The organism is Streptomyces sp. NPDC001617 (assembly GCF_053596855.1).
The window spans coordinates 13,049-34,937 of record NZ_JBSFHA010000095.1; the positions used below are offsets into that span (position 1 = coordinate 13,049).

Genomic DNA, 21,889 nt, shown 5'->3' on the forward strand with positions numbered 1-21,889 from the left:
CGGAGTCTAGCAACCTTCGTGACCAGGTCAGCATCTCTGACTTTTTCGTCAGTTAACTACGTGACAACTATTGACGACGAGATGTGCAGAGATGATGATTTCCTCATTACGGCAATGTTGCTTGGAGGACGCCATGTCCGAAACCCAAACCGCCCCGGCCGACCTCAGGACCGCACACCAGGACCTCCACAGCGAGCAGGGGGCCCTGCGCGGCGAGCACCCCGGGCGCGCACGGAATCCGGTGATCAAGGTCGCCGACATCGCCTGGGTGGAGTTCGAGAAGCCCGACCTCGACCGCGCCGAGGTCTTCGCGCGTGACTTCGGGTTCTCCGTCGCCGCCCGTACGCCGGACACCCTCTGGCTGCGCGGCACCTTCGCCGGCTCGCCCTGCGTGGTGATCCGCCGAGGGCGCACGTCCCGCTTCATCGGCCAGGCGTTCCGCGCGGCGGAGCGGGCGGATCTGGACCGGCTGGCGCGCGCGACGGGGACCAGCGTGCGGGACGCGGACGTCCCTGGCGGCGGCAAGCGGGTCGACCTGCTGGACCCGTCCGGCCTCCCGGTGCGGGTGGTGCACTGCGCCGAGGAGCTGCCGGAGCTGCCCGGACAGCGGCCTCTCGTCCTCAACTTCGGGACGGATCACCGGCGCACGAACGCCACCCAGCGCCCGCCGCGCGAGCCGTCGCGGATCCAGCGACTGGGACATCTGGTGCTGGAGACGCGGGTGTTCACCCGGAGCATGAACTGGTATCTCGACACGCTCGGGATGATCATCAGCGACTTCCACTTCCTGGACGGGCAGCGGGAGCGCGGCCCGGTCATGGCGTTCTTCCGCTGTGACCAGGGAAGCGTCCCCGTGGACCATCACACGCTGGCGATGCACCTGGGGCCCGGAACGCACTACGTCCACTCCGCCTACCAGGTCACCGACCTCGACGCGATCGCCGCGGGCGGGGAGTATCTGGCCGAGCGCGGCTACCAGCGCAGCTGGGGCATCGGCCGGCACATCCAGGGCAGCCAGATCTTCGACTACTGGCGTGATCCGGACCGGTTCATGGTGGAGCACTTCGCGGACGGCGACCTGTTCTCCTGCGATGTGGAGCCGGGATGGGCTCCGCTGTCGGCGAGCGGGCTGGCCCAGTGGGGGCCGCCCGTCACCCGCGAGTTCCTCGGTACGAATCCCTCTCCCGCCAAACTCCGCGAGCTGCTGCGCGCCCTGCGCGACGACAGCGAACTCGACCCCGCCCGGATGCTGGGCCTGCTGAAAGCGATGACCCCATGAGTACGAACGTCCTGCGTACCGAGGATGGCTGGTGGGCGGTGCGCGACGAGCGCGCCGTCCGCGTCGAGACCAAGGCCGTCACCACCGCCGAGCTGCTCGCGGACCGCGAAGCGGTAGAGGAGGCAGCCGTGTCCGGCGAGACGGGCACGCCGCTCGCGGACCTGGCCGCGCTGCCTCCGGTCACCACCCCGTGCCGGGTGGTCGCGCAGATGGTCAACTACCGCAGCCACGCCCGTGATTCGGGCTTCACCGGGGAGATCCCGCCCACCTTCTTCCGCAAGGCCTCCGGCTCCGTGAGCGGCCCGCACGACAGCGTCGTCAAGCCCGCGCACGTGAAGTTCCTCGACTACGAAGTCGAACTCGGCCTGGTCATGGGCGCACCCGTCCCAGTGGGCACCGTGGTCTCCGAGCGCGACCTGCCTGCCTACGTCGCCGGGCTGGTCCTCACCAACGACGTCAGCGCCCGTGACATCCAGCTGACCAAGAGCCAGTTCTACGAGAGCAAGTCGTACCCCACCTTCACGCCGACCGGGCCCTACCTGGCCCTGCTGGAGCCGGAAGACTTCCCTCACCTCCTCGACCTGCGGCTGCGGTTGTCGGTGAACGGCAGCCCGCGCCAGGACCGGACCCTGGCCGACATGATCGTCCGGCCGGCCGAGGCGCTGACGCTGCTGGCCCGCTTCCAGCACCTCGACCCCGGCGACCTGCTGCTCACCGGCACCCCGGGCGGCACGGCCCTGAAGGCACCGCCGAAGCCGGTCGAGAAGATCGGCGCGCTGCTGCCGCCCGCCCTGAAGTGGAAGGCGTTCTTCAACAGCCAGGCCCGCAACCCCCACTACCTGCACGAGGGCGATGTCATCACCGCCACCATCGCCACACCGGACGGGCGCATCGACCTCGGCGAACAGCGCACCCCCGTCACGGACGCACGGTGAGCGCCGACTCCCGGGTTCCCGTCGTCATCATCGGTGCGGGACCGGTGGGCGTGACGGCCGCACTGCTCCTCGCCCGCCACGGTGTGCGGAGTGTCGTCCTCGAACGCCACCGGGACGTCTACCCGCTGCCGCGCGCCGTCGCCACGGACGACGAGGTCCGGCGGATCCTGCAGGCCGCCGGCGTCCACGAGGAGTTCGCCGCCATCTCCCGCCCGGCCAAGGGCCTCCGGCTGCTCGACGCACGCCACCGGGTGATCGGCGAGTTCCGGCGCTCCGAACACGGACACCACGGCTTCCCGCAGACCAGCATGTTCGACCAGCCGGAGCTGGAGAGGCTGCTGCGCGCGGCCCTGGCCCGACGGCCGGAGTCCGAACTGCTCAGCGGGGTGGAAGTCGTCGGTATCGACCCGAGCGGCGACGGTCCTGTGCGGGTGACCTTCCGCCGTGACGGCAGTGAGGTGCCCGAGCACCTGGAAGCGGACTTCGTCCTCGGTTGCGACGGGGCCGGCAGCTTCACTCGCGAGGCCATGAGCGCCGTATGGGAGGACCTGCGCTTCGAGGAACGCTGGAGCGTCATCGATGTCCGCACCCACCACCCCGTCCGGTGCTGGGAGGGTGTCGAGCAGGTCTGCGATCCCGCTCGGGCCGCGACGTTCATGAGGATCGGTGAGGACCGCTACCGCTGGGAGTTCCGCCTGCGGGACGGGGAAGAGCTGGACGACCGACGCGTACGAGAGCTGATCGGCCCGTGGGTGGAGGTGGCGTACGACGGCGACGTCGAAGTGATCCGGCAGGCTGACTACACCTTCCGGGCCCGTGTCGCCGACCGCTGGCGCCGAGGGCGCGTCTTCCTGCTCGGCGACGCCGCCCACCTCACCCCGCCCTTCATCGGCCAGGGACTGTGCGCCGGAATGCGCGACGCGTACAACCTCTCGTGGAAGATCGGCCGCGTCCTCCAACAGGGGGCCCACGAAAGCCTGTTGGACACCTACGAGAACGAACGCAAGCCGCACGCCCGCCACATGATCCGCCTCGCCGTCGCGATGGGCTGGGCCATGACCGGCGGCCAGGGCCGTGCCGCCGCGCTGCGCCGGAGCCTCACGAGCGCCGCCTGCCGCATACCTGCCCTGCGGGAGGCGGCCGGCCGCGACCTCAGTCCGGCCCTGAGCCGGAGCGCCCTCGTCCGGCGGCGCGCCCGCCCGGGCGGGCGGGATCTGGCGGGCACGGCCTGCCCGCAGCCCTGGGTGAGTGCCGGCGCCGGGCGGATCCGCCTCGACGACCTGCTCGGTGACTCCTTCGCCGTCCTGAGTGCCGTGCCTGCCGCACCTTGGCTGCGAGCCGTCGCCGAGGCGATCGGTGCACGGCTCATCCGCACGGACGACCTCGGCGACGACAGCACGCTTGCCGCCTGGCTGCGCGGCGGTCGGGCGGACGCCGTCCTGCTGCGCCCCGACCGAGTCGTCGTGGACGTCGTCCCGGCGGGCGCCGCCGACTTCACGGACACCGCCGCCTGGGCACCGCTGCTGTGCAGCACCGGGCTCCCCTCCCCCACCGAACCGCTCGCCACTGCAGCCCTGTCGAGGAGCGCATCGCGATGACCAGTGCACAGCTCACCCCGCCGGGGAAGCCCTTCTGGGCCCCTGACCCAGAGGCCACCACCGCCAGCCGCATCGCGGACTTCGGCCACTGGGTCACCCGGCACCGGGGGGTCCAAGTCGCCTACGACCACACCGACTACGCCGCTCTGCACCGCTGGTCCGTCACGGACCTCGAAGGGTTCTGGAGCGCGGTGTGGGAGTACTTCGACGTTGACGCGGCCACCCCGTACGAGCAGGTGCTGACCGAAGAGAAGATGCCGGGCGCCCGCTGGTTTTCCGGCGCCACCCTCAACTACACCCATCACGCCCTGCGCCACCTCCCCGACGACCGGCTCGCGATCATCGCGCTGGACGAGACCGGCGCCTGCCGCGAGGTGTCCGGGAAGCAGCTGCGCGCCCAGGTCGCCTCCGTCGCCGCCACCCTGCGCGACCTGGGCGTCGGCGCGGGCGACCGGGTCGTCGGCTATCTCCCCAACACCCCGCACGCCATCGTCGCCTTCCTCGCCGCCGCCAGTCTCGGCGCCGTCTGGTCGGTGTGCGGCCAGGACTACGCCCCCAAGGCCGCCGCCGACCGCTTCGCCCAGCTGGAGCCCACGGTCCTGATCGCGGCCGACGGCTACCTCTTCAACGGCGCCACCCACGACCGCCGGGACGCCGTACTGGAGTTGGCCCGCACTCTCCCCACTCTGAAGGCCACCGTCCTGGTGGACCACGTGGGACTGGCCTGGCCCCAGGAGAACTACCCTGCACTCACCGTCCCTTGGGAGGACGCCTCCACGCGCACCGAGCAACTCACCTGCACGCCGGTGCCGTTCGACCACCCGCTGTGGATCTTGTTCTCCTCCGGCACCACCGGCCTGCCCAAGGGCATCGTCCACGGCCACGGCGGTGTCGTGCTCGAACACCTCAAGACGCTGGGCCTGCAGTCCGACCTGGGCCCCGGCGACCGCCTCCTCTGGTACACCACCACGCACTGGATGATGTGGAACCTGGCCGTCTCCACGCTCCTGACCGGAGCGACCACCTGCACCTACGACGGCAGCCCGGCCCCGCTCACCCGCCCCGACATCCTGTGGGAACTGGCCGCACGGCACCACGTCACCCTCTTCGGCACCAGCCCCCAATACCTCCTCGGCATGGCCAAGTTCGGCATCGACCCGTCCGTCCACGACCTGTCGTCCATCCGTGCCGTCGGCTGCACCGGTTCCACCCTGCCCGCCTCCACTTACCCCTGGGTCCGCGACCACTTGGGCGAGCATGTCCAGCTCGCTTCCAGCAGCGGCGGCACGGACGTCGTCTCCGGTTTCGCCGGCAGCGCCCCCACCACACCCGTCTGGGCGGGCGAGCTGTCCGTCCCCTGCCTGGGGGTCGCCCTGGCCGCGTACGACGCCGAGGGCCGACCGGTCGTCGACGAGGTCGGCGAGCTGGTGGTCACCCGTCCGATGCCGTCCATGCCGCTGTACTTCTGGAACGACCCCGACGGCAGCCGCTACCGGGACGCCTACTTCACCGGCTACCCCGGCGTGTGGCGGCACGGCGACTGGATCACCCTCACCTCCCACGGTTCGGTGATCGTGCACGGCCGCTCCGACTCCACCCTCAACCGCAACGGCGTACGGCTGGGCAGCGCCGACATCCACGACGTCGTCGAACGCCTCCCGGAGATCACCGAAGCCCTGGTCATCGGCGCCGAGGAACCCGACGGCGGATACTGGATGCCCCTGTTCGTCGTCCCAGCCGCCGGAGTGGAACTGGACGACGCCCTTAAGGACAAGATCCGCCGCGCCATCCGCACCAGTGCCTCACCCCGGCACGTGCCCGACGAGATCCTCGAAGCCCCGGGCATCCCCCACACCCGTACCGGCAAGAAGCTCGAAGTACCCGTCAAGCGCCTGCTGCAAGGAGCCCCCGCCGACCAGATCGTCAACCCCGCGGCCGTCGACAGCCCCGACCTCCTCGCCTATTACACCCGTCTCGGCGCCGCACGCCGGGAAACGACAGACGGCACGTGATATCGCCTATCGCCTCATCACGCTGCTCGAAGTAACCACTGCCGCAGGCAACTTCGCGTCGGCGGCGGCCGTGGGACACCGGTGCGGAACCGGCACCGTGCTCATGGCCGGGCGGTCGACGCGGTGGCCTCGCCCTTGTGTTCGCCGAATGCGGTGCCGAACACGAACGTCAGCACGGTCTTCGTCGCCTGCTCCGCTTCCCGTCCGGTGAACCCGGCGGCTTCGCACACCGCGCGCAGGTGCTCCTCGTGGCGGGCTCGGCCAGGGGCGTGCGGGGCATGGCAACTCATGGCCGCTACGACCCACGTATGCCTCAAGGTCATCGCGTGCAGGTCGTTGGCCATGGTCGTGGCCACCGCCCGCCACCCGCTCCCCTCCAGGTCGGCAGTTGATTTTCCCTCCAGACCGCGTCGGCGGCCAGCGCGAGGATCTCTTCCTTGTCCTTCACGTGCCAGTAGACCGCTGCCGCGGTTGCTCCGAGGCGGCTGCCGAGTTGACGCATGCTCAGGCCGTCGGCTCTCCCGGCGTCCAGCAGCCCGACGACGGCCTGAACGATCTGCTCCCTGTTCAGCGCCTTGCGCGGCACCTGGGCACTCCTCCCCTCCGAAACACGTGGCACCGCATCAGGACCGCGGGACGCCGGGCATGCCCAAGACGCGGAGAAGCCGTTCGCCGGAGTCCAGCAGTCGTCCCTTGGCCCCGGCGACGTCCGCTCCGAGGAGAGAGTGCTCTCGCTTGCGCCATCGACCGGCGATCATCACGGCTTCGATGTTGGCGATCTCGGCGTGCAAGGCCGCGGCGATCGGGTCATGGGCGGGCCAAAGGTTCAGTGCGCGGGCGTCGATGACGACGAGGTCGGCCTGCATGCCCGGCTCGATCCGGCCGACTCGATCGGCCAGGCCGAGTGCGCGGGCTCCTTCAACCGTCGCCCAGGCAAGCGCCTGCCTGCCCGTGATCGACGACTGCTCGGACACCGCGCCGGCCGATCGCCGGTGGTGCTCGTGATCGAGGGCGCGCTGGTGGGCCAGAGCGATGCGCGCGGCTGTAAGGAGCTGGCCGGGCACGACACTGTCGACATCGGTGCCGAGCGAGGGTGCCGCGCCGAGCCGCAGCAGTGGTCCGGTGATGGGGGTGCCGTGGCCCTGGCCGAGTTCGTTCTCGGGCGTCGTGGTGAAGCTGACGCCGGCCTCGACCAGCGCCTTGACCCAGTCGTCGGTCAGACCGGCGCCGTGGACGACATTGGTGCGGGGCCCGAACAGGCCGGCGGCGCGCACGGCCTCCCAGGCGGCCGAGGGCTCGCCGCCGCTTTGATGCATCGACACGACGACACCTCGCTCGTCGGCGGCCCGGAAGTCAGCCACCGCGACATCGGGCGTCGAATACTGCGGCCCCTGGACGGCCATCCCGAGGGTGAGCAAGGCGTGCCCGCGCAGGGCGCCCTCCGACAGCCGGTCGATCTCGGGAAGCGGGTGGGGGACGTCCGGCGCCCGATAGGGGGTCCCGTGCAGAAAGACCGCGCGGATTCCCGACTCCAGCAGTCCTGCCACCGCCGCGTCGGCGTGCGCGGCCGACAGGCTGTTGTGACACCAGTCGCCGATCGTGGTGGTACCGCAGTTGATCTGGTTCAGCGCGCCGGCCAGGGTGCTGATGAACATGTCGTCGGGGCTGTAGTGGCGGGCGACGCCGCCGTGCAGGTGGGTGAGGTACTGCAACAGGGTCCAGTCGGCGCCCACGCATCGCAGTGCGGCCTGCCAGGTGTGCAGGTGTGCGTTGATCAGGCCGGGCATGACGATGCGCCCGGAGAAGTCGATGGTGTCGTCGTCGGGCCTGCCCAGGTGCTCGCCCACGGCAGCGATGCTGTCGCCATCGACCAGGATGTCGGCGCGCTCCACGTCCGGTATGCCGGGCGTCATGCTGATCACCTGCGCGCCGCGCAACAACGTGCGGCTCATGTGACCGACCCCGCGCCGGCGAGGGCGTGACTCTTCGCGTACATGGTGCAGCTCCTTGCCGGGGGCGCAATTGACTGCGTGGCGGTTCGGCCCGGGTACCGGCCACCACATGCGTGAAAGCCGTGCAGCAGCCGGTTGCGGGCCGTCCGGCGCACTTATGGGGATCGGTGGGCCGACCGCGGCTGTGCCGGTGGCCGGGAAAGGTGCGGGACGCCCCGATCATTACGGATACATTGTTGCCATTACCGTTCCTCGGCGTCAAGGCATCGCGCCTGCACGCCGTCCATGCACGGGCCACGGGAGCACATGGGAGACCGGGCTGCCCGCGGTCGAGTCCACGGCCGGGAAGGGAGTACGTCCGCTGCCTCACCCGGGCCGACGGGGGACAGCGGACGCCACTCGCCATCGGCACTCAGCTGAGGTTTGCCGGTCGCGATGTGGTGGCGGTGCCGGGCGCCAGGGTGGTCACGTGTCCGTCGGGCCAGTCGATCCGTGCGCTCGCCCCGGTGGGCACCGTCGTCCGCACCTCGATGCCCGAGGTGTGCAGCTCCCAGCGGATGGCCACACGGCCGTACGGTGTCTCGTGGGCGGCGGCCGCCCAGGTGATGCCGCCGCCCGGCCGGGGGCGGAAAACGATGTCGCGGTAGCCGGGTGAGGCCGCGGTCAGCCCGGCGACCGTGGTGTGCAGCCACTGGGCGACCGCCCCGAGGGCGTAATGGTTGAAGGAGGTCATCTCCCCCGGGTTGACGGTGCCGTCTGGCAGCATGCTGTCCCAGCGTTCCCAGATCGTCGTGGCGTCGTGCTTGAGGGCGTACAGCCAGGACGGGCAGTCCTGTTGGAGGAGCAGGCTGTAGGCGGTGTCGGTGTGGTCCGTGGCACTCAGTGCGGGTGCGACGAGCGGGGTGCCGATGAAACCCGTCTGGATGGTGTGCCCGCCGTCTGCGACCAGTTCGGCAAGGCGCCGTGCGGCGACGTCCTGGGCCGCCTGGCCGGGCAGAAGGTCGAACTGGAGCGCTATGGCGTAGGCGGTCTGGGTGTCGCTGGTCATCAGGCCGGAAGGCAGTACGTACGCGTCGACGAACGCCCGGCGTATGCGTTGTGCGAGTTCCTCGTAGTGCGACCGTTCGTCGTCGCGCCCGAGGACTTCGGCCATCCGTGCCAGGTGGGCGGCGGACCAGGCGTAGTAGGCGGTGGCGATGAGGTGCCGGTCGGTGCGGCCGGCACCGGGATCCTCGGGAGGTGCGGCCGGATCCAGCCAGTCGCCGAGCTGGTAGTCGCGGTTCCACAGGCCCGACGGGCCCGCGCGCCCGGTGATGAGGTCGACCCAGCGGCGTGCGCTGTCGTACTGGGCGGCCAGCAGCCCGGTGTCGCCGGAGTCCTGGTACAGCGCCCACGGGGTCAGTGTCACGACGTCGCCCCAGCCGGCGCCGGGCCGGGCCGGTGTCCACTGTGAGCCGCCGGGGATGGCCGGTACGTACCAGGGCACGGTTCCGTCGTCGTGCTGTTCGACGGCGACGTCGCGCAGCCAGGAAGCGAGCATGCCATGGCAGTCGTACAGGAAGGCGGCGGTGGGCGCGAAGACCTGGATGTCGCCGGTCCAGCCGAGCCGCTCGTCGCGCTGCGGGCAGTCGGTGGGAAGGTCGACGAAGTTGCCGCGCAGGCTCCACACCACGTTCTCGTGCAGTCGGTTCACCTGCTCGTTGGAGCACTCGAACCAGCCGGTGCGAGCCATGTCGGTGTGGTGGACACGGGCAGTGATGTCGCGGTGGGGATCGTCGCCGCGCCAGCCGGTGATCTCGGCGTACCGGAATCCGTGGAGGGTGAAGCGCGGTTCCCATGTCTCGCGGCCCTCGCCGCGCAGGACATACCGGTCGGTGGAGGCGGCATCGCGCAGGGGGCGGACGCACAGCTCGCCGTCCTGGAGCACCTCGGCGTGCCGGATGACGACCGTGTGTCCAGCCGGTCCGCTCACGGTGATGCGGACCCGGCCGACGAGGTTCTGGCCGAAGTCCACCAGAAGGCGGTCGGCGTCGAGGGCGGTCACCCGGGCCGGGGTGATCTCCTCGGTGCAGCGCACCGGTGGCCCCGTGGGGGCGACCAGCGTCGCGGGATCGCGGGTGACGATGTCGACCGGTGACCAGCCGCTGTCGTCGAATCCGGGACCGGACCAGCCCGGCCGTTCGTCCCGGGCGTCGTAGCTCTCGCCGTCGAGCAGGCCGGAGGACACGATCGGCCCATGGGTGGCTCGCCAGGAGGTGTCGGTGCCGATGGTGGTGACCGTGCCGTCGCGGTGGACGATCTCGAGTTGGGCGATGAGGGCGAGCCGCTCGCCGTAGAGGTTGGAGTGACCACCGCCGAAGCCCAGCCGTCCGCGATACCAGCCGTCGGCCAGCCACGCGCCGATGGTGTTGTCGCCGGCGCGCAGGTGCTCTGTGACGTCGTGGGTCTGGTAGCGGAGCCGTTGGTCGTAGCTGGTCCAGCCGGGCGCGAGGGCGTGGTCGCCGACCCGGCGGCCGTTGATCTCGACCTCGTACAGCCCGTGGGCGGTGACGTACAGGCGTGCGCGCTCCACCTCCGCTGCGACGGCGAACGTCTTCCGGAGCAACGGTGGGCGCCGGTCGTCGGACGGCCGCCGCGGGGAGATCGCGTGCGCCGTCCAGTCAGCCGGTTTCAGTAGTCCCGTCTCCAGGCGAAGGGCCGGGCTCCAGTGGCCGGCGGCGCCGTCGGCCCCGCGGACCCGGACGCGTATCCGGGCCTGTTCCCGCGATGCCAGGGGACGGTCCGGCCAGTCGACGAGCACGGAGTCCGCGGAGGCGACCCAGTCCGTGCGGTGCACTCCGTCGGCACGGGTGACCTCGATCTGGTACGCCTGCTGCGTCCAGCCGGGCGGTCCTGTGGTCTTCCAGGAGATCCGCGGCTCCGGTTCACCGATGCCCAGCGGCTCCCGGTGGTGTTCCGCGGTCGGCGTGGCGACCACCGGTGTAGGCCGCCGGCTCATCCCTTCACCGCCCCGGCGGTCAGGCCCTTGATGATGCGCTGGTTGATCAGCAGGTACAGCACCAGGGCGCCGACGACGTTGATGCTGATCGCGGCGAACAGCGGTCCGTAGGCCGTCTCGCCGTACTGCCCGGTGAAGTTGAGCAGCCCCACTTGGACGGTGCGCAGGTCGTCGTTGGTGGTGAAGGTGAGCGAGATGAGCAGGTCGTTCCAGATGAAGAAGAACTGCACCAGTCCCACGGTGAAGACGGCGTTGCGGACCATGGGGAAGGCGATCCGCCAGAAGGCCAGAAGGATGCTCGCCCCGTCGAGTGTGGCGGCTTCGAACACCTCGCGCGGGATCGAACGGAAGTAGGTGGCCATCATGAAGACGGTCAACGGGAGGCCGGCCGCGGTGTAGGTGATGATGAGCGGCCACAGGGTTCCGGACAGTCCGGTCTGGAAGTAGACCCGGAACAGCGGCAGCAGGATCATCTGGCTGGGCACCATGATGCCGACGAGAAAGACCAGCAGGACCCGGTGGCGTCCGCGCCAGACCATCACCTCCAGGGCGAAGCCGGCGGCGACGCCGAGCAGGATGATGAGGGCGAGCGAGGGCGCGGTGGCCAGGAGGCTGTTGCGGATGTACGTGGCGACGTGCCCGGTCGTCCACGCCTCGGTGTAGTTGTGCAGGCCCCAGCTCTTCGGCAGCGCCCAGGCGGGGTCGTTGACGAACTCGGACTGGGTCTTGAAGGAGCTCAGCAGCAGCCACAGCAGCGGCGCCACCTCGATCACCAGCAACAGGGCGACGAGTGCGTTGCGCACCAGACGCCGGGCGGGCCTGCCGCTGCGCCGGGGCGCCGACGGCCGATGAGTGAGGAGTTCCCGCGGCGGTGCCGTCAGGGTGTCGGTCATGGGAGGTCAGCCCTTGGTCGGGTCGCGTCGCGAGAAGCGGAAGATGAGGAGGGAGACGCCCAGGCAGACGACGGTGAGCAGTGATGCGATGGTGCTGCCGTAGCCGTAGTCGCCGTAGGAGAACGCGGTGCGGAACATGTACAGCGTCAGAGGTGTGGTGTCGCTGCCCGGGCCGCCGTTGGTCAGGGCCAGGACCGAGTCGAACACCTTGAGGGTGCCGTTGATGCTGAACACCACCGACGACAGCACCACCGGCCAGGACAGCGGCAGGACGACGTGCCGGATCAGCCGCCATCCGGTGGCGCCGTCCATCCGCGCCGACTCGATCGTCTCCTCGGGGATGTCGAGCAGTCCCGCGTAGATGAGCACGCCGTAGAAGCCCATGGAGCGCCACACGTCCATCACGACCAGGACGAGGAAGGCCCCGCCGCCGCTCGCGAACCAGTCGCCGTGGGGGATGCCCAGCGCTTCGATGGCGGTGTTGGCCAGGCCGTTCTGCGGCGCGACGGCGAAGAGCTTCTGGAACATCAGCGCCACGGCGACCGTCGGAAGGATCACCGGGAAGAACACCAGCGTGCGGATGAGCGCGGACGACTTGCGCAGCACGAACACGTAGAGCAGGGCGAGCAGGTACCCGCAGAGCACCTGCCCGACGCTGACGACGACCCCGTACTTGAAGGTGAACCAGAGCGCCGCGTGCGCCTGCGGGTCGTGCCACAGCTTCTCGAAGTTGCCGAACCCGTCGAAGGAGAAACCTTCGATGACGTTGCCCTTGAAGAAGGTGTAGCCCAGGGACCAGCCCATCGGCACCAGCATCACCAGGGTGTACACGAGCAGTGCCGGACCCAGCAGGATGGCGAGGGCGCGGCGGTCTCCCAGAACGGAACGCATGTCGGCTCTTTCACGAAGGGTTCGAAAGCGGTTCGCGGGTGGCGCGGGCGGTCAGCCGTTGTCCAGGTCCGTCTGGACCTTCTGCATGAAGTCCTTCGCGGAGAGGGATCCGGTGACCAGCGGCGCGGCGTTCGTCTGGCTGGTCTCGGTGGCCTTCGTGTTGAACAGTGCCTCGAACCAGAGCGTGCTGGTGGTGGTCTTGGAGATGGTGTCCTGCACCTGCTGGGTGAGCGGGGGCAGGGTGCCTGTGTCGCCGCTGGGCTTGAACCCGGAGATGGTGCCCTGGTCCTTCAGTGAGCCGGCGCCGTAGTTCTTGGCGGTGCAGGAGAGCCAGTCGCCGACCTTGGAGTTGTACGACTTCGCGGAGACGGCGACCGGGAGGCCGACGTTGGCGGGAATCTGGTCCGCGGAGCCCTTGCCGCCGGAGACGGTGGGGAACGGCATGTAGCCGACGTTGTCCGCACCGATCTTGTTCTTGGTCTTGTCGTTGAAGTCGCCGAGTTCCCAGCTGCCCATGTAGAACATGGCGGCCTTGCCGGTGAGGAACTGCTGAACGCCGGTGTCGTAGTCGATCGAGCCGACTCCCTTGCCGAAGTAGCCCGCCTTGCCGAGGTCGGCGATGGCTTGCGCTGCCTTGACGTAGGCGGGGTCGGTCAGCTTCGCCTTGCCGTCCGCCACGGCCTGCAGGGCGTCGGGGCCCAGTTCCCGGTAGAGGTAGCCGCTGATGAGGCGGGTGATCGGCCACCCTTCCTTGCCGGCTGCGGAGAAGGGGGTGACGCCGGCGCTCTTCAGCTTCGCCGCCGCCGCGACCAGTTCGTCGTAGGTCGTCGGGACGGCTATGTGGTGGGCGGCGAGGAGCTTCTTGTTGTACCAGATGCCCTCGATGTTGAACTGGTAGGGCATCACGTTGAACTTGCCGTACAGGTTCTGCACCGTCTTCACCGCGGCCGGCTGGATGTCGTCCCACACCCCGAGGTCCTTGAGCGTCTTCTCGAGGTCGAGGACCTGCCCCGCCTTGTCCAGCGTCTTGGTGAGCTGCGGGGTGCCTCCCGCCGCGAACTGCACGGGCAGCGCGCCCTGACCGGCGAGCAGCTGCACCTTCTGGTCGACGTTGCTGATCGGCAGCGTCTGGATCTTCAGTGGCAGCGCCGCGTTCTGCTTCTTGCACACACCCGTGCTCAGCGTCTTGAGCTCCTGCTGCACGATGTGGTTGTCGTCGTTGATGGTCAGGGTGTACGCCTTGGTGCCGCCGCTCGACACGTTCGTGCCGCCGCAGCCTGTCAGGACGAGGCCGGCGGTGGTGGCGGTCGCCAGGACGGCGAGGCTGCGGGGCTTGAGGGTGTGGTGCACGGGGTTGCTCCTCGCGGTGCACAGCGCATTGAAGCGCTTCAATGTTGCCCCGGAACCTACGACCCGCTACATGCCCGTGTCAAGGATGATTCGTTGACATTTCCGAACCGCAATGTGCCCGGGGAAACAGGAATCGGGCGCGGCAGCAGGCCGGCCCCTGAGCGGGAGACGGGGGCGGGCCGTGTACTCAGCGCGGCGTGCTGGCGCGGACGATCAACTCGGGCTCGAGCACGACGGTGACATGACGGTGCTGCTCACCGGAGGCCACCTCGTCCGTCAGCAACCGCATCGCTTCCCGACCCATCGCCCGGCCGGGCAGGTCCACCGCGGTCAGGGGCACCGCGGCGGATCCGGCCGCGCGGTTGTTCTCGCACCCGACGACCGCGACCTGGTCGGGCACGCCGATCCCCGCGACCGTGTGCAGTTCGTGGATGATGCCGTTGGCCAGTTCGTCGGCGACGACGACAAGACCGTCCGGCAGGTCGCCGGGCCTCCGCCCGGCGAGCTCCTTCCCGACCAGGTGCCCGTGCGCCGTGGTCAGGCCGCCGCTGTCGATCTCCTCCAGCGACACGCGGGCACCGGCCTCCGCGACCGCCGCACGCACTCCCCTGCGCCGGTCACGCACGGGCTGGTAGTCGTCGTGCGCCACCACGTAGGCCAGCCTGGTGCGCCCGGCGTCGATGAGATGACGTGCCGCCAGGTACCCCACGTGCTCGTTGTTGACCAGTACCGAGCAGCACGTGCCCGGTTTCGGCGAGAAGTTCAGGAGCACGATCTGACGACCGTGCGAGCGCATCCGGGCGATGCCGTCGGTGGAGTCCTCCATCGGCGCCAGCAGCACGCCGGTCACCCTGGCCTGGTCGAAGAGGTCCAGATACTCGTCCTGGAGCCCCATGTCACACGTCGTGTTCGCGAGCAGCAGGTTGAGGCCGGTCGCGCGGGCCGCTTCCTGCGCGCCGTGCGCCATGTCGATGAACAGCGAGTTCTCGATGTCCGCGAGCACCATGCCGACGCTGTCATTCGAGCCCGAGGCCAGCGACCGGGCCGCGTCGTTGCGCACGAAACCCAGGCGGGCGATGGCCTCGCGTACGCGCTGCGCCGTCACCGGGCTGACCTTGGCCGGGTGGTTCAGGACGTTGGAGACGGTGCCGAGCGAGACGCCCGCCGCCTTCGCGACGTCCTGCATGCTCGGACCGGCGTGTCCATTGGCCCGTGGACCTCCGACTGCCACGACGCTCCTCGACTTCCGGTCTCGTTCGGCCTGGGCGCGACACTGAGGGGGCCAGGCTGGTGTGGACAGGCGCAGGATACACGCTTCCGTTAAAGCGCTCCAACGTCTGCGCCCCGGCCACGGCGCTCGACACGCGGAAGGACTGGGCAGATGCCCAGGCCAGGGCACACTCGCTCGGTACGCCTGTCAGGCGCCGAACGCCTGTGAGGTCACCCTTCGCCCAGCCGGCCGCCCAGAGAAGCGCCGCCAGAGGCGACCAGTTCAGTTCGCGGGATGCGTGCCGAGACTCTTGACGGGCGGCGCCGAGGGTGCCAGCCTCGCACCGCTGACGGGATTGAAGCGCATCAATCCCGCGCTCCGTCGCTCGTGTCCCCGCCCTCCCTGACGCTCCCGGCGCTGCACCAGGGCCGTGGTTCGACCTGATCAGCGCTGCCTTCGTGCTGCCTCGGAGCACAGCACGCCTCGCTCGCGCGCCTTCCCCAACCACCCTTCTCTCACCGTCGAGGGAGTCACGAGACCATGCACAGGAACAGAAGATCATGGGCGAAGGCCGCCGCCATCGGCGCGGTCGCCGCCCTGGCGCCCTTCGCTGCACCTGCCGCGTCAGCCCACGCCGTCACCTACAGCGGCGGCGTCATGTGGCAGCCGCCGAGCGGGGCGCCCTCCTACGGCTCGCTCTACGCGCACGCGATCCGGCTCGAGCACAGCACCGACTCCAACGGCACGCTCCTCGCGTCCTTCGAGCAGTACTCCGACAACGGCATGCCCGTGTACCGCAGCACCGACTCGGGGCGCACCTGGACGAAGATCTCCACGATCCACGACCAGGTGAACTCCTGGAACAACATCCAGCTCGAACCCGTGCTCTACGAACTGCCGCAGGCGGTCGGCTCGTTCCCGGCCGGCACGATCATCGCGGCGGGCGACTCCATCCCCGCCGACAACTCCAAGACCAAGATCGACATGTATGCCAGCACGGACCACGGCGTCACCTGGTCCTTCGTCAGCTCCATCGCCACGGGCGGCAAAGCCGTCGACACCAACGGCAACACCCCGGTCTGGGAGCCGTACTTCATGGTGGCGAACAACAAGCTGATCGCCTGGATCTCCGACCAGCGCGACCCCGCGCACGGCCAGAAACTCGCCCACTTCACCACCACCGACGGCGTCAACTGGTCCTCCGAGATCGACGACGTCGCCTACCCCGCCTACGCCGCCCGCCCGGGCATGGCGATCGTGGCCCGCCTCGGCAACGGCAAGTACATGCTCACCTACGAGTACTGCGGTGCGCCCAGCGGCGGCTGCCCCGTCTACTACAAGATCGCCGACAACCCGGAGAACTTCGCCTCGACCACGGGAGTGCAGCTCATCACCACGGACGGCCACAAGCCGGACGGCGATCCCTACGTCACCTGGCTTCCGACGGGCGGCCCGGACGGGACGATCGTCGTCCAGGGATACAGCGACCAGCAGCTGTACGAGAGCACGGACTACGGCGCCACCTGGGTGCGCATGTTCTCCAACACGATCCAGGGCTACAGCCGCGGCCTGCTCCCCCTCGCCGACGGCAAGAGCCTCCTGGTCACCCGAGGCGGCGCGCTTGTCACGAACGGCACCAACAAGGTGACGTACGGCATCGACGACTACGGCGGCGGCATCTCGACCGGGGCCACCTACAAGATCCAGAACCAGCTGAGTTCCGATGTCCTCGGCGTCCCCAGCGCCAGCTCGGGGGCCCAGGTCGTCCAGGCCGGTGACAACGGAACCCCCGACCACAACTGGCAGTTCCAGCTCCAGACCAACGGCTACTACCGCATCTACAACACCTTCAGCCAGAAGTACCTCGCCATCCCCAGCGGCTCGCTGACCCCCGGAACGGGCGCCATCCAGTGGACGGCGACGGGCGGCGCGGAGCAGGACTGGTCGGTCCAGCCGTCACCAGCCGGCGGGTACACCATCGTCAACCGGCGAAGCGACCTGGCACTGACCATGGCGACCGACGCGAACGGCCAGACCTCGATCAACGAACAGGTCACCCAGGCGACGTCGACGTCCTCGTCGAACAAGCGCTGGAACCTCGTCCAGACCGCGGCTCCGGACTTCACCAGCGGACAGTTCGTCATGACGAACGTCAACAGCGGAAAGTACGCGGAGACGGTCGGAAGCGGCGACGGAACGCAGGCAGACCAGTACCGCGACGTCAACCACCCCGACCAGTACTGGACCTTCACGCAAACCGGCTCCTACTACACGGTCACGAACGCGTCCTCGGGCGCCCTCCTCGACTCGGCCGGGGCCACCACCAGCGGCAGCGCCGTCGTCCAGAAGCCGGCCTCCGGCGCGACGTCCCAGCAGTGGTCGCTGGTCGACACCGGGGCCGGCACATATCAGGTGGTCAACCGGGCCAGCGGACTCGCTCTGTCCGTGGCCGGCGCGTCGACCGGCGACGGTGCCCCGCTGGACCAGGAGTCCACCTCGACCGCGTCCGCACAGCGGTGGACGATCACGAAGATCAACTAGCTCCCTTCCGGTCCCGCCCCACCCCTGGGCCCGTCTCCGAAGCGCCCAGGAGCGCGTCCCACGGAGCGGCGAACCACCGCGGGCCGACGTCCCGAGCCGCCCACACGGCCGTACCCGCGCAACAGCGACACAAAGGAGTCCCGCATGTCCACCCCACGCAGCGGAGGGCCACGCCTCGCAGCCCACAGCCGGCGCACCCGCCCCGGCCTCGCCGCACTCCTGGCCGCCCTCCTGGCCGTCCTCGGCCTGGTCACCGCCGGCCGGGCGCACGCCCTCAGCGGTGACATCCGGATGCACGACCCGTCGGTCATCAAGGTGGGCAGCTGCTACTACGGGTTCTCCACCGGGTTCGAGCACGACTCGCTCAACCCGAGCGGTTCCATCACCGAGCGCAGAACGTGCGACAGTACGGCGGCGACCGGCTGGACCAAGATCGGCAACGTCTGGGACTCCACCCCGTCCTGGATCACGGCCAAGCTCGGTTCCACACCGCCCAACATCTGGGCCCCCGACATCAAGTACTTCAACGGCACGTACCACCTCTACTACGCCGGTTCGCTCTGGGGCACCTCGTACGCCGTCATGGGCCTCGCCACCGCCACCAGCATCGAAGGCCCCTGGATCGACCAGGGCATGGTCACGGACGTCAACTACCCCATCGACCCCAACGTCGACTGGGGGCCCGACGGCCGGCTGTACGTCGCCTGGGGCTCCTGGACCGGCTCCGGCACCTACATGCACGTCCTCGACCAGTCCACGGGCAAGCTGTCCACCACCGACAACACCCTCTGGCACATCGCCGTCGGCATCGAGAACCCGACGATCATCCTCAACGGCGGCTACTACTACCTCTTCGGCTCCAAGGGTCTGTGCTGCAGCGGAACCAACAGCACCTACTACACCGTGGTCGGACGGTCCACCAGCATCACCGGCCCCTACCTCGACCAGAACGGCGTGGACATGGCCTCCGGCGGCGGGACCACCGTGCTCGCCGGCGCCTACCCGAAGGTGGCGGCCGGGGGCGCGGACGCCTACGACGACGGCACGTCGAAGTTCCTCGCCTACCACTACTACGACGGGAACAACAACGGGCAGGAGACCCTCGACATCCGTCAGGTCACCTTCTCGGGCGGGTGGCCCGTCCTGGCCGCCCCGCTGGGCTCCGCGAACAACCACCTGCTGAACCGCAACAGCGGCAAGTGCGCCGACGTCTGGTACGCGAGCACCGCCGACGGGGCGGCCGTGAACTCCGGGAACTGCAACTCCGGGACCAACCAGCAGTGGGTACCGACGCCGGTCGGGTCGAACTACCGGCTGGTCAACGTCAACAGCGGCAAGTGCCTGGAGATCCCAGGCGGTTCCAAGGCCGACGGTGCCACGGCCGACCAATGGACCTGTGACGGCGGCACGCACCAACTGTGGCGGAAGACCGCGGTGATCGGCGGCTACGTCACCTTCACCAACGTCAACAGCGGCCTGTGCCTCCAGGTCGTCGGAGCGTCGACCGACAACGGGGCGGCCCTCAGCCAGTCGCGTTGTGACGCCGGCGCCAACCAGCAGTGGCTTGTCGTCTGACGGTGGGGAAGCGGTCTTCCGACAGGAGGCGGAACGGGCGGGCCGAGGAACACCTCGGCCCGCTGCGATGGGATTCGGACCGCCCCCGAGCCTGCCCAACTGATCGTGATTCCTCAGGCGTTGATCAGGCCGCCCCCGTCCGCGTGGAGGTTCTGCCCCGTGATCCACCGGCTGTCGTCCGACGCGAGAAACACGGTCACCGGTGCGACATCCTCGTAGGGGTCTCCGGCGCGGCCGAACGGGTTGTTCACAAAGCTCTTCTCGATGTGCTCGCGTGTCCGGGGTTCCATCCAGTCGAGGCCACCGGAGATGTTGTCCGTCATGCCGTTGGGACACAGGGTGTTGACGCGAATCCCGTACTGTCCCCATTCCCTCGCGACGACCCGCGACAGCCCTCGGACCGCCTCCTTCGACGCGGCGTACGGGGCGTACAGCGCGTCACCCATGACGCCTGCTTCCGAAGCGAAGTTGATGATGGACGCGCCGGCTCCGGGCCGGTCACGCAGGTAGGGGAAGCAGAGCTTCATGAGGTGCCAGTAGGCATACACGGAGCTGTGCATCTCGACATCGAGATCGTCGATGGTCTTCTCCAGGAACGGGGCCGGGACGGTGATGGTGTGCGCGTTGTTGACGAGCACGTCGATGGTGCCGAACCTCTCGACGGTCGCGGCCACGAACGCGGACAGCGCGTCGTGGTCCATGATGTCGGCCGGCATCGCCAGCACCTCGGCGCCCCGGTCCTCGCAGATCTTCCTGGTCTCAAAGAGCTTGCTCTCGGTCCTCGCGCATATCGCGAGGTCGGCGCCCTCTTCGGCGATCCGGATCGCCTGCTGCTTGCCCAGGCCGGAGGAGGCTCCCGTGAGCATGACGACTTTCCCGTCCAGTTTTCCCATGAGTCTTCTTTCTCGGTATCGAGAGGTTGATGGCATTCGGTCGGATTGCGGTGCCGGGCAGCCGTCAGGTGCGCATCGTGGTGCCGCCGTCGACGCAGAGGATCTGGCCGGTTGTCCATTGGGCGAGGTCGGACAGGAGGAAGGCGACGGTGGCTCCGACGTCCTCGGGCCGGCCGTGGCGCGGCGCAGGGGTGGTCGCGAGGATCATGTCGCGGAACTCCTCGGGCAGGTTGCGTTCGGTCTGCTCGGTCATGACCAGGCCGGGGGCGACCCCGTTGCAGCGCACGCCCTTCTTGCCGTAGCGGCGGGCGACGTGGCGGGTGAGTGCGCCGATGCCGGCCTTGGTCGCCGAGTAGGCGACCTTGTCGGGCATCCCGACGTAGACCGCGCCGGACAGGGTGTTGACCACGGATCCGCCGCCGCCGGCGACCAGATGGGGCAGCGCGTGCTTGAGCGTGAGCAGGTATCCGGTGAGGTTGACGTCGATCGTGCGCTGCCACGCGCCCCGGTCGATGCCGGTCACGTCGGTGTCCTTGGCGACCTCGTCCTGGTGGATGTTCGCGGCGACATTGAACAGGCCGTCGATGCGGCCGTAGGTCTTGATCGCCAGGTCGATCTGGTGCTTGACCTGGCTCTCGTCCGCGATGTCGACGACGGTGGCGATGCCGTCGCCGCCGGCGTCCCGGGCTGCCTGGGCAGTGGTCTCGGCCGACGCCCCGACGACGTCACCGACGACGATACGGGCGCCCCCGGCGCCGAGGAACTTCGCGGTGGCGGTGGCGATTCCGCCGGCGCCGGCGAAGACGATGACCTTGTCGTGCAGGCCCTGCATGAGTGATCTCCCACGTTCTTGTCGGTGACAGGTCGGCTGCGGGTCGGGCGGATCTCAGGTGATCCTCACGACCGGGCCCGGGGTGATGCCGTTCTCGTTGAAGGAGTCGACGGCCACCCAGTAGTCGTGTCCCGCGTTCAGGCTTCGGAGATCGAGAGCGTTCTGCTCGTACACCAGCCAGCTGTGGTACAGCTTGTCCGGCGCGATGCCGTAGCGGACGTTGTAACCGTGGGCCGTCTCGCAGGGCGAAGAACGTTCTCGTCCTGGGGGCCACCGGCAACGCCCCACAGATGGCCGTCCAACTCGCACGCCTCCTCGGTGCGGGCACCATCACCGCCGCGGGCCGCAACCTCGACGCCCTCGCCGAACTCCCCGCCCTGGGCGCCGACGACACGGTCTCGCTCGACGCCGACGACGACACCATCGGCACCCGTCTCGCCGAAACAGCGGGGAACGTCGACGTTGTCGTGGATTACCTGTGGGGCCACGTCACCGAGACGGCGATGACCGCCATCGCCGGTGCGCGCAAGGACGCAGCTCACCGGCTGCGCTGGATCCACGTCGGCACGATGGCCGGTCCCACCATCACCCTTCCCGGCGCAGCGCTGCGCAAGGTCAACATCGACCTCGTCGGCAGCGGTCGGGGCTCCGTCTCCCCCACGGACATGAACACCGCATACCGCGAACTCGCCGACCGCCTTCCCACCGCCAACCTGACCATCGAGACGCTCGCCATACCTCTGAGCGAGGTGGAGGCCGCGTGGAACACCACCACCCCGTCCGGCACCCGCATCATGCTGGTCCCATGACGCACGCGCGCTTTCGAACAGGCGAAAGCTGTCTCGACCTGCCACCAGGTTGACCACGCGCCCCGTCGGCGTCGCGGATGCCGCAGACCGATCCGCGCCCTGGCCCTGGCGCGCTTGGCTC

General features: G+C 69.2%; 17 protein-coding genes. 7 read left to right on the top strand and 10 right to left on the bottom strand.

The window, feature by feature from the left end; genetic code table 11:
• Positions 1-133: 133 nt before the first annotated feature.
• From ACWC09_RS43750 to ACWC09_RS43765, 4 genes are read left to right on the top strand one after another with little or no spacing between them, the layout of a single operon-like run.
• On the top strand, positions 134-1,279 hold the full coding sequence (locus tag ACWC09_RS43750; RefSeq protein WP_450856798.1) for a VOC family protein: 1,146 nt from the start codon (positions 134-136) through the stop codon (positions 1,277-1,279).
• Positions 1,276-2,214: a fumarylacetoacetate hydrolase family protein gene (locus tag ACWC09_RS43755; protein ID WP_450856800.1), complete on the top strand. Its 939-nt coding sequence runs from the start codon at positions 1,276-1,278 to the stop codon at positions 2,212-2,214. The genes ACWC09_RS43750 and ACWC09_RS43755 overlap by 4 nt, the downstream gene beginning before the upstream one ends.
• Complete coding sequence (gene mhpA, locus ACWC09_RS43760) at positions 2,211-3,812, top strand: bifunctional 3-(3-hydroxy-phenyl)propionate/3-hydroxycinnamic acid hydroxylase MhpA (protein ID WP_450856801.1); 1,602 nt, start codon at positions 2,211-2,213, stop codon at positions 3,810-3,812. The genes ACWC09_RS43755 and mhpA overlap by 4 nt, the downstream gene beginning before the upstream one ends.
• Positions 3,809-5,824, top strand: a complete 2,016-nt coding sequence (locus tag ACWC09_RS43765) for an acetoacetate--CoA ligase (RefSeq protein ID WP_450856803.1) — start codon at positions 3,809-3,811, stop codon at positions 5,822-5,824. The genes mhpA and ACWC09_RS43765 overlap by 4 nt, the downstream gene beginning before the upstream one ends.
• A gap of 101 nt (positions 5,825-5,925) precedes the next feature.
• Here ACWC09_RS43765 and ACWC09_RS43770 read toward each other — a convergent pair whose 3' ends face one another.
• The 8 genes from ACWC09_RS43770 to ACWC09_RS43805 all read right to left on the bottom strand — a co-directional run bounded on the left by ACWC09_RS43770 (position 5,926) and on the right by ACWC09_RS43805 (position 15,094).
• Complete coding sequence (locus tag ACWC09_RS43770; RefSeq protein WP_450856805.1) at positions 5,926-6,168, bottom strand: TetR/AcrR family transcriptional regulator C-terminal domain-containing protein; 243 nt, start codon at positions 6,166-6,168, stop codon at positions 5,926-5,928.
• Positions 6,144-6,410, bottom strand: a complete 267-nt coding sequence (locus ACWC09_RS43775) for a TetR/AcrR family transcriptional regulator (protein ID WP_450856807.1) — start codon at positions 6,408-6,410, stop codon at positions 6,144-6,146. The genes ACWC09_RS43770 and ACWC09_RS43775 overlap by 25 nt, the downstream gene beginning before the upstream one ends.
• Before the next feature lie 37 nt (positions 6,411-6,447).
• Positions 6,448-7,776, bottom strand: coding sequence for an amidohydrolase family protein (locus tag ACWC09_RS43780; protein WP_450856809.1), 1,329 nt, complete (start codon positions 7,774-7,776; stop codon positions 6,448-6,450).
• A gap of 412 nt (positions 7,777-8,188) precedes the next feature.
• Positions 8,189-10,774, bottom strand: coding sequence for a family 78 glycoside hydrolase catalytic domain (locus tag ACWC09_RS43785; protein ID WP_450856811.1), 2,586 nt, complete (start codon positions 10,772-10,774; stop codon positions 8,189-8,191).
• Positions 10,771-11,667: a carbohydrate ABC transporter permease gene (locus ACWC09_RS43790; RefSeq protein WP_450856813.1), complete on the bottom strand. Its 897-nt coding sequence runs from the start codon at positions 11,665-11,667 to the stop codon at positions 10,771-10,773. Before ACWC09_RS43790 ends, ACWC09_RS43785 begins: the two co-directional genes overlap by 4 nt.
• 6 nt (positions 11,668-11,673) lie before the next feature.
• Positions 11,674-12,558, bottom strand: coding sequence for a carbohydrate ABC transporter permease (locus ACWC09_RS43795; RefSeq protein ID WP_450856815.1), 885 nt, complete (start codon positions 12,556-12,558; stop codon positions 11,674-11,676).
• 51 nt (positions 12,559-12,609) lie between these two features.
• A complete protein-coding gene (locus ACWC09_RS43800) occupies positions 12,610-13,908 on the bottom strand; it encodes an ABC transporter substrate-binding protein (RefSeq protein WP_450856816.1) in 1,299 nt (432 codons plus the stop codon).
• A 187-nt stretch (positions 13,909-14,095) separates the two neighbouring features.
• Complete coding sequence (locus ACWC09_RS43805; RefSeq protein WP_450856818.1) at positions 14,096-15,094, bottom strand: LacI family DNA-binding transcriptional regulator; 999 nt, start codon at positions 15,092-15,094, stop codon at positions 14,096-14,098.
• Positions 15,095-15,658: 564 nt separating this feature from the next.
• Between ACWC09_RS43805 and ACWC09_RS43810 the strand changes: the two genes are divergently transcribed.
• Both ACWC09_RS43810 and ACWC09_RS43815 read left to right on the top strand, forming a co-directional pair.
• Positions 15,659-17,659, top strand: a complete 2,001-nt coding sequence (locus ACWC09_RS43810; protein ID WP_450856820.1) for an RICIN domain-containing protein — start codon at positions 15,659-15,661, stop codon at positions 17,657-17,659.
• A 144-nt stretch (positions 17,660-17,803) separates the two neighbouring features.
• Positions 17,804-19,234, top strand: coding sequence for an RICIN domain-containing protein (locus ACWC09_RS43815; RefSeq protein ID WP_450856821.1), 1,431 nt, complete (start codon positions 17,804-17,806; stop codon positions 19,232-19,234).
• Positions 19,235-19,347: 113 nt separating this feature from the next.
• Here ACWC09_RS43815 and ACWC09_RS43820 read toward each other — a convergent pair whose 3' ends face one another.
• Both ACWC09_RS43820 and ACWC09_RS43825 read right to left on the bottom strand, forming a co-directional pair.
• Positions 19,348-20,127: an SDR family NAD(P)-dependent oxidoreductase gene (locus tag ACWC09_RS43820; protein ID WP_450856823.1), complete on the bottom strand. Its 780-nt coding sequence runs from the start codon at positions 20,125-20,127 to the stop codon at positions 19,348-19,350.
• Between the two features lie 64 nt (positions 20,128-20,191).
• Positions 20,192-20,959, bottom strand: a complete 768-nt coding sequence (locus ACWC09_RS43825; protein ID WP_450856824.1) for an SDR family NAD(P)-dependent oxidoreductase — start codon at positions 20,957-20,959, stop codon at positions 20,192-20,194.
• Positions 20,960-21,249: 290 nt separating this feature from the next.
• Between ACWC09_RS43825 and ACWC09_RS43830 the strand changes: the two genes are divergently transcribed.
• Positions 21,250-21,768, top strand: a complete 519-nt coding sequence (locus tag ACWC09_RS43830) for a zinc-binding dehydrogenase (RefSeq protein ID WP_450856825.1) — start codon at positions 21,250-21,252, stop codon at positions 21,766-21,768.
• Positions 21,769-21,889: the final 121 nt, after the last annotated feature.

Bases quoted from the DNA above. Each gene is read 5' to 3' on its own strand.
- ACWC09_RS43750 (WP_450856798.1), top strand. From the start codon at position 134: ATGTCCGAAACCCAAACCGCCCCGGCCGACCTCAGGACCGCACACCAG.
- ACWC09_RS43755 (WP_450856800.1), top strand. From the start codon at position 1,276: ATGAGTACGAACGTCCTGCGTACCGAGGATGGCTGGTGGGCGGTGCGC.
- ACWC09_RS43765 (WP_450856803.1), top strand. From the start codon at position 3,809: ATGACCAGTGCACAGCTCACCCCGCCGGGGAAGCCCTTCTGGGCCCCT.
- ACWC09_RS43770 (WP_450856805.1), bottom strand. From the start codon at position 6,168: ATGGCCAACGACCTGCACGCGATGACCTTGAGGCATACGTGGGTCGTA.
- ACWC09_RS43780 (WP_450856809.1), bottom strand. From the start codon at position 7,776: ATGAGCCGCACGTTGTTGCGCGGCGCGCAGGTGATCAGCATGACGCCC.
- ACWC09_RS43785 (WP_450856811.1), bottom strand. From the start codon at position 10,774: ATGAGCCGGCGGCCTACACCGGTGGTCGCCACGCCGACCGCGGAACAC.
- ACWC09_RS43790 (WP_450856813.1), bottom strand. From the start codon at position 11,667: ATGACCGACACCCTGACGGCACCGCCGCGGGAACTCCTCACTCATCGG.
- ACWC09_RS43795 (WP_450856815.1), bottom strand. From the start codon at position 12,558: ATGCGTTCCGTTCTGGGAGACCGCCGCGCCCTCGCCATCCTGCTGGGT.
- ACWC09_RS43805 (WP_450856818.1), bottom strand. From the start codon at position 15,094: ATGCAGGACGTCGCGAAGGCGGCGGGCGTCTCGCTCGGCACCGTCTCC.
- ACWC09_RS43810 (WP_450856820.1), top strand. From the start codon at position 15,659: ATGCACAGGAACAGAAGATCATGGGCGAAGGCCGCCGCCATCGGCGCG.
- ACWC09_RS43815 (WP_450856821.1), top strand. From the start codon at position 17,804: ATGTCCACCCCACGCAGCGGAGGGCCACGCCTCGCAGCCCACAGCCGG.
- ACWC09_RS43820 (WP_450856823.1), bottom strand. From the start codon at position 20,127: ATGGGAAAACTGGACGGGAAAGTCGTCATGCTCACGGGAGCCTCCTCC.
- ACWC09_RS43825 (WP_450856824.1), bottom strand. From the start codon at position 20,959: ATGCAGGGCCTGCACGACAAGGTCATCGTCTTCGCCGGCGCCGGCGGA.
- ACWC09_RS43830 (WP_450856825.1), top strand. From the start codon at position 21,250: ATGGCCGTCCAACTCGCACGCCTCCTCGGTGCGGGCACCATCACCGCC.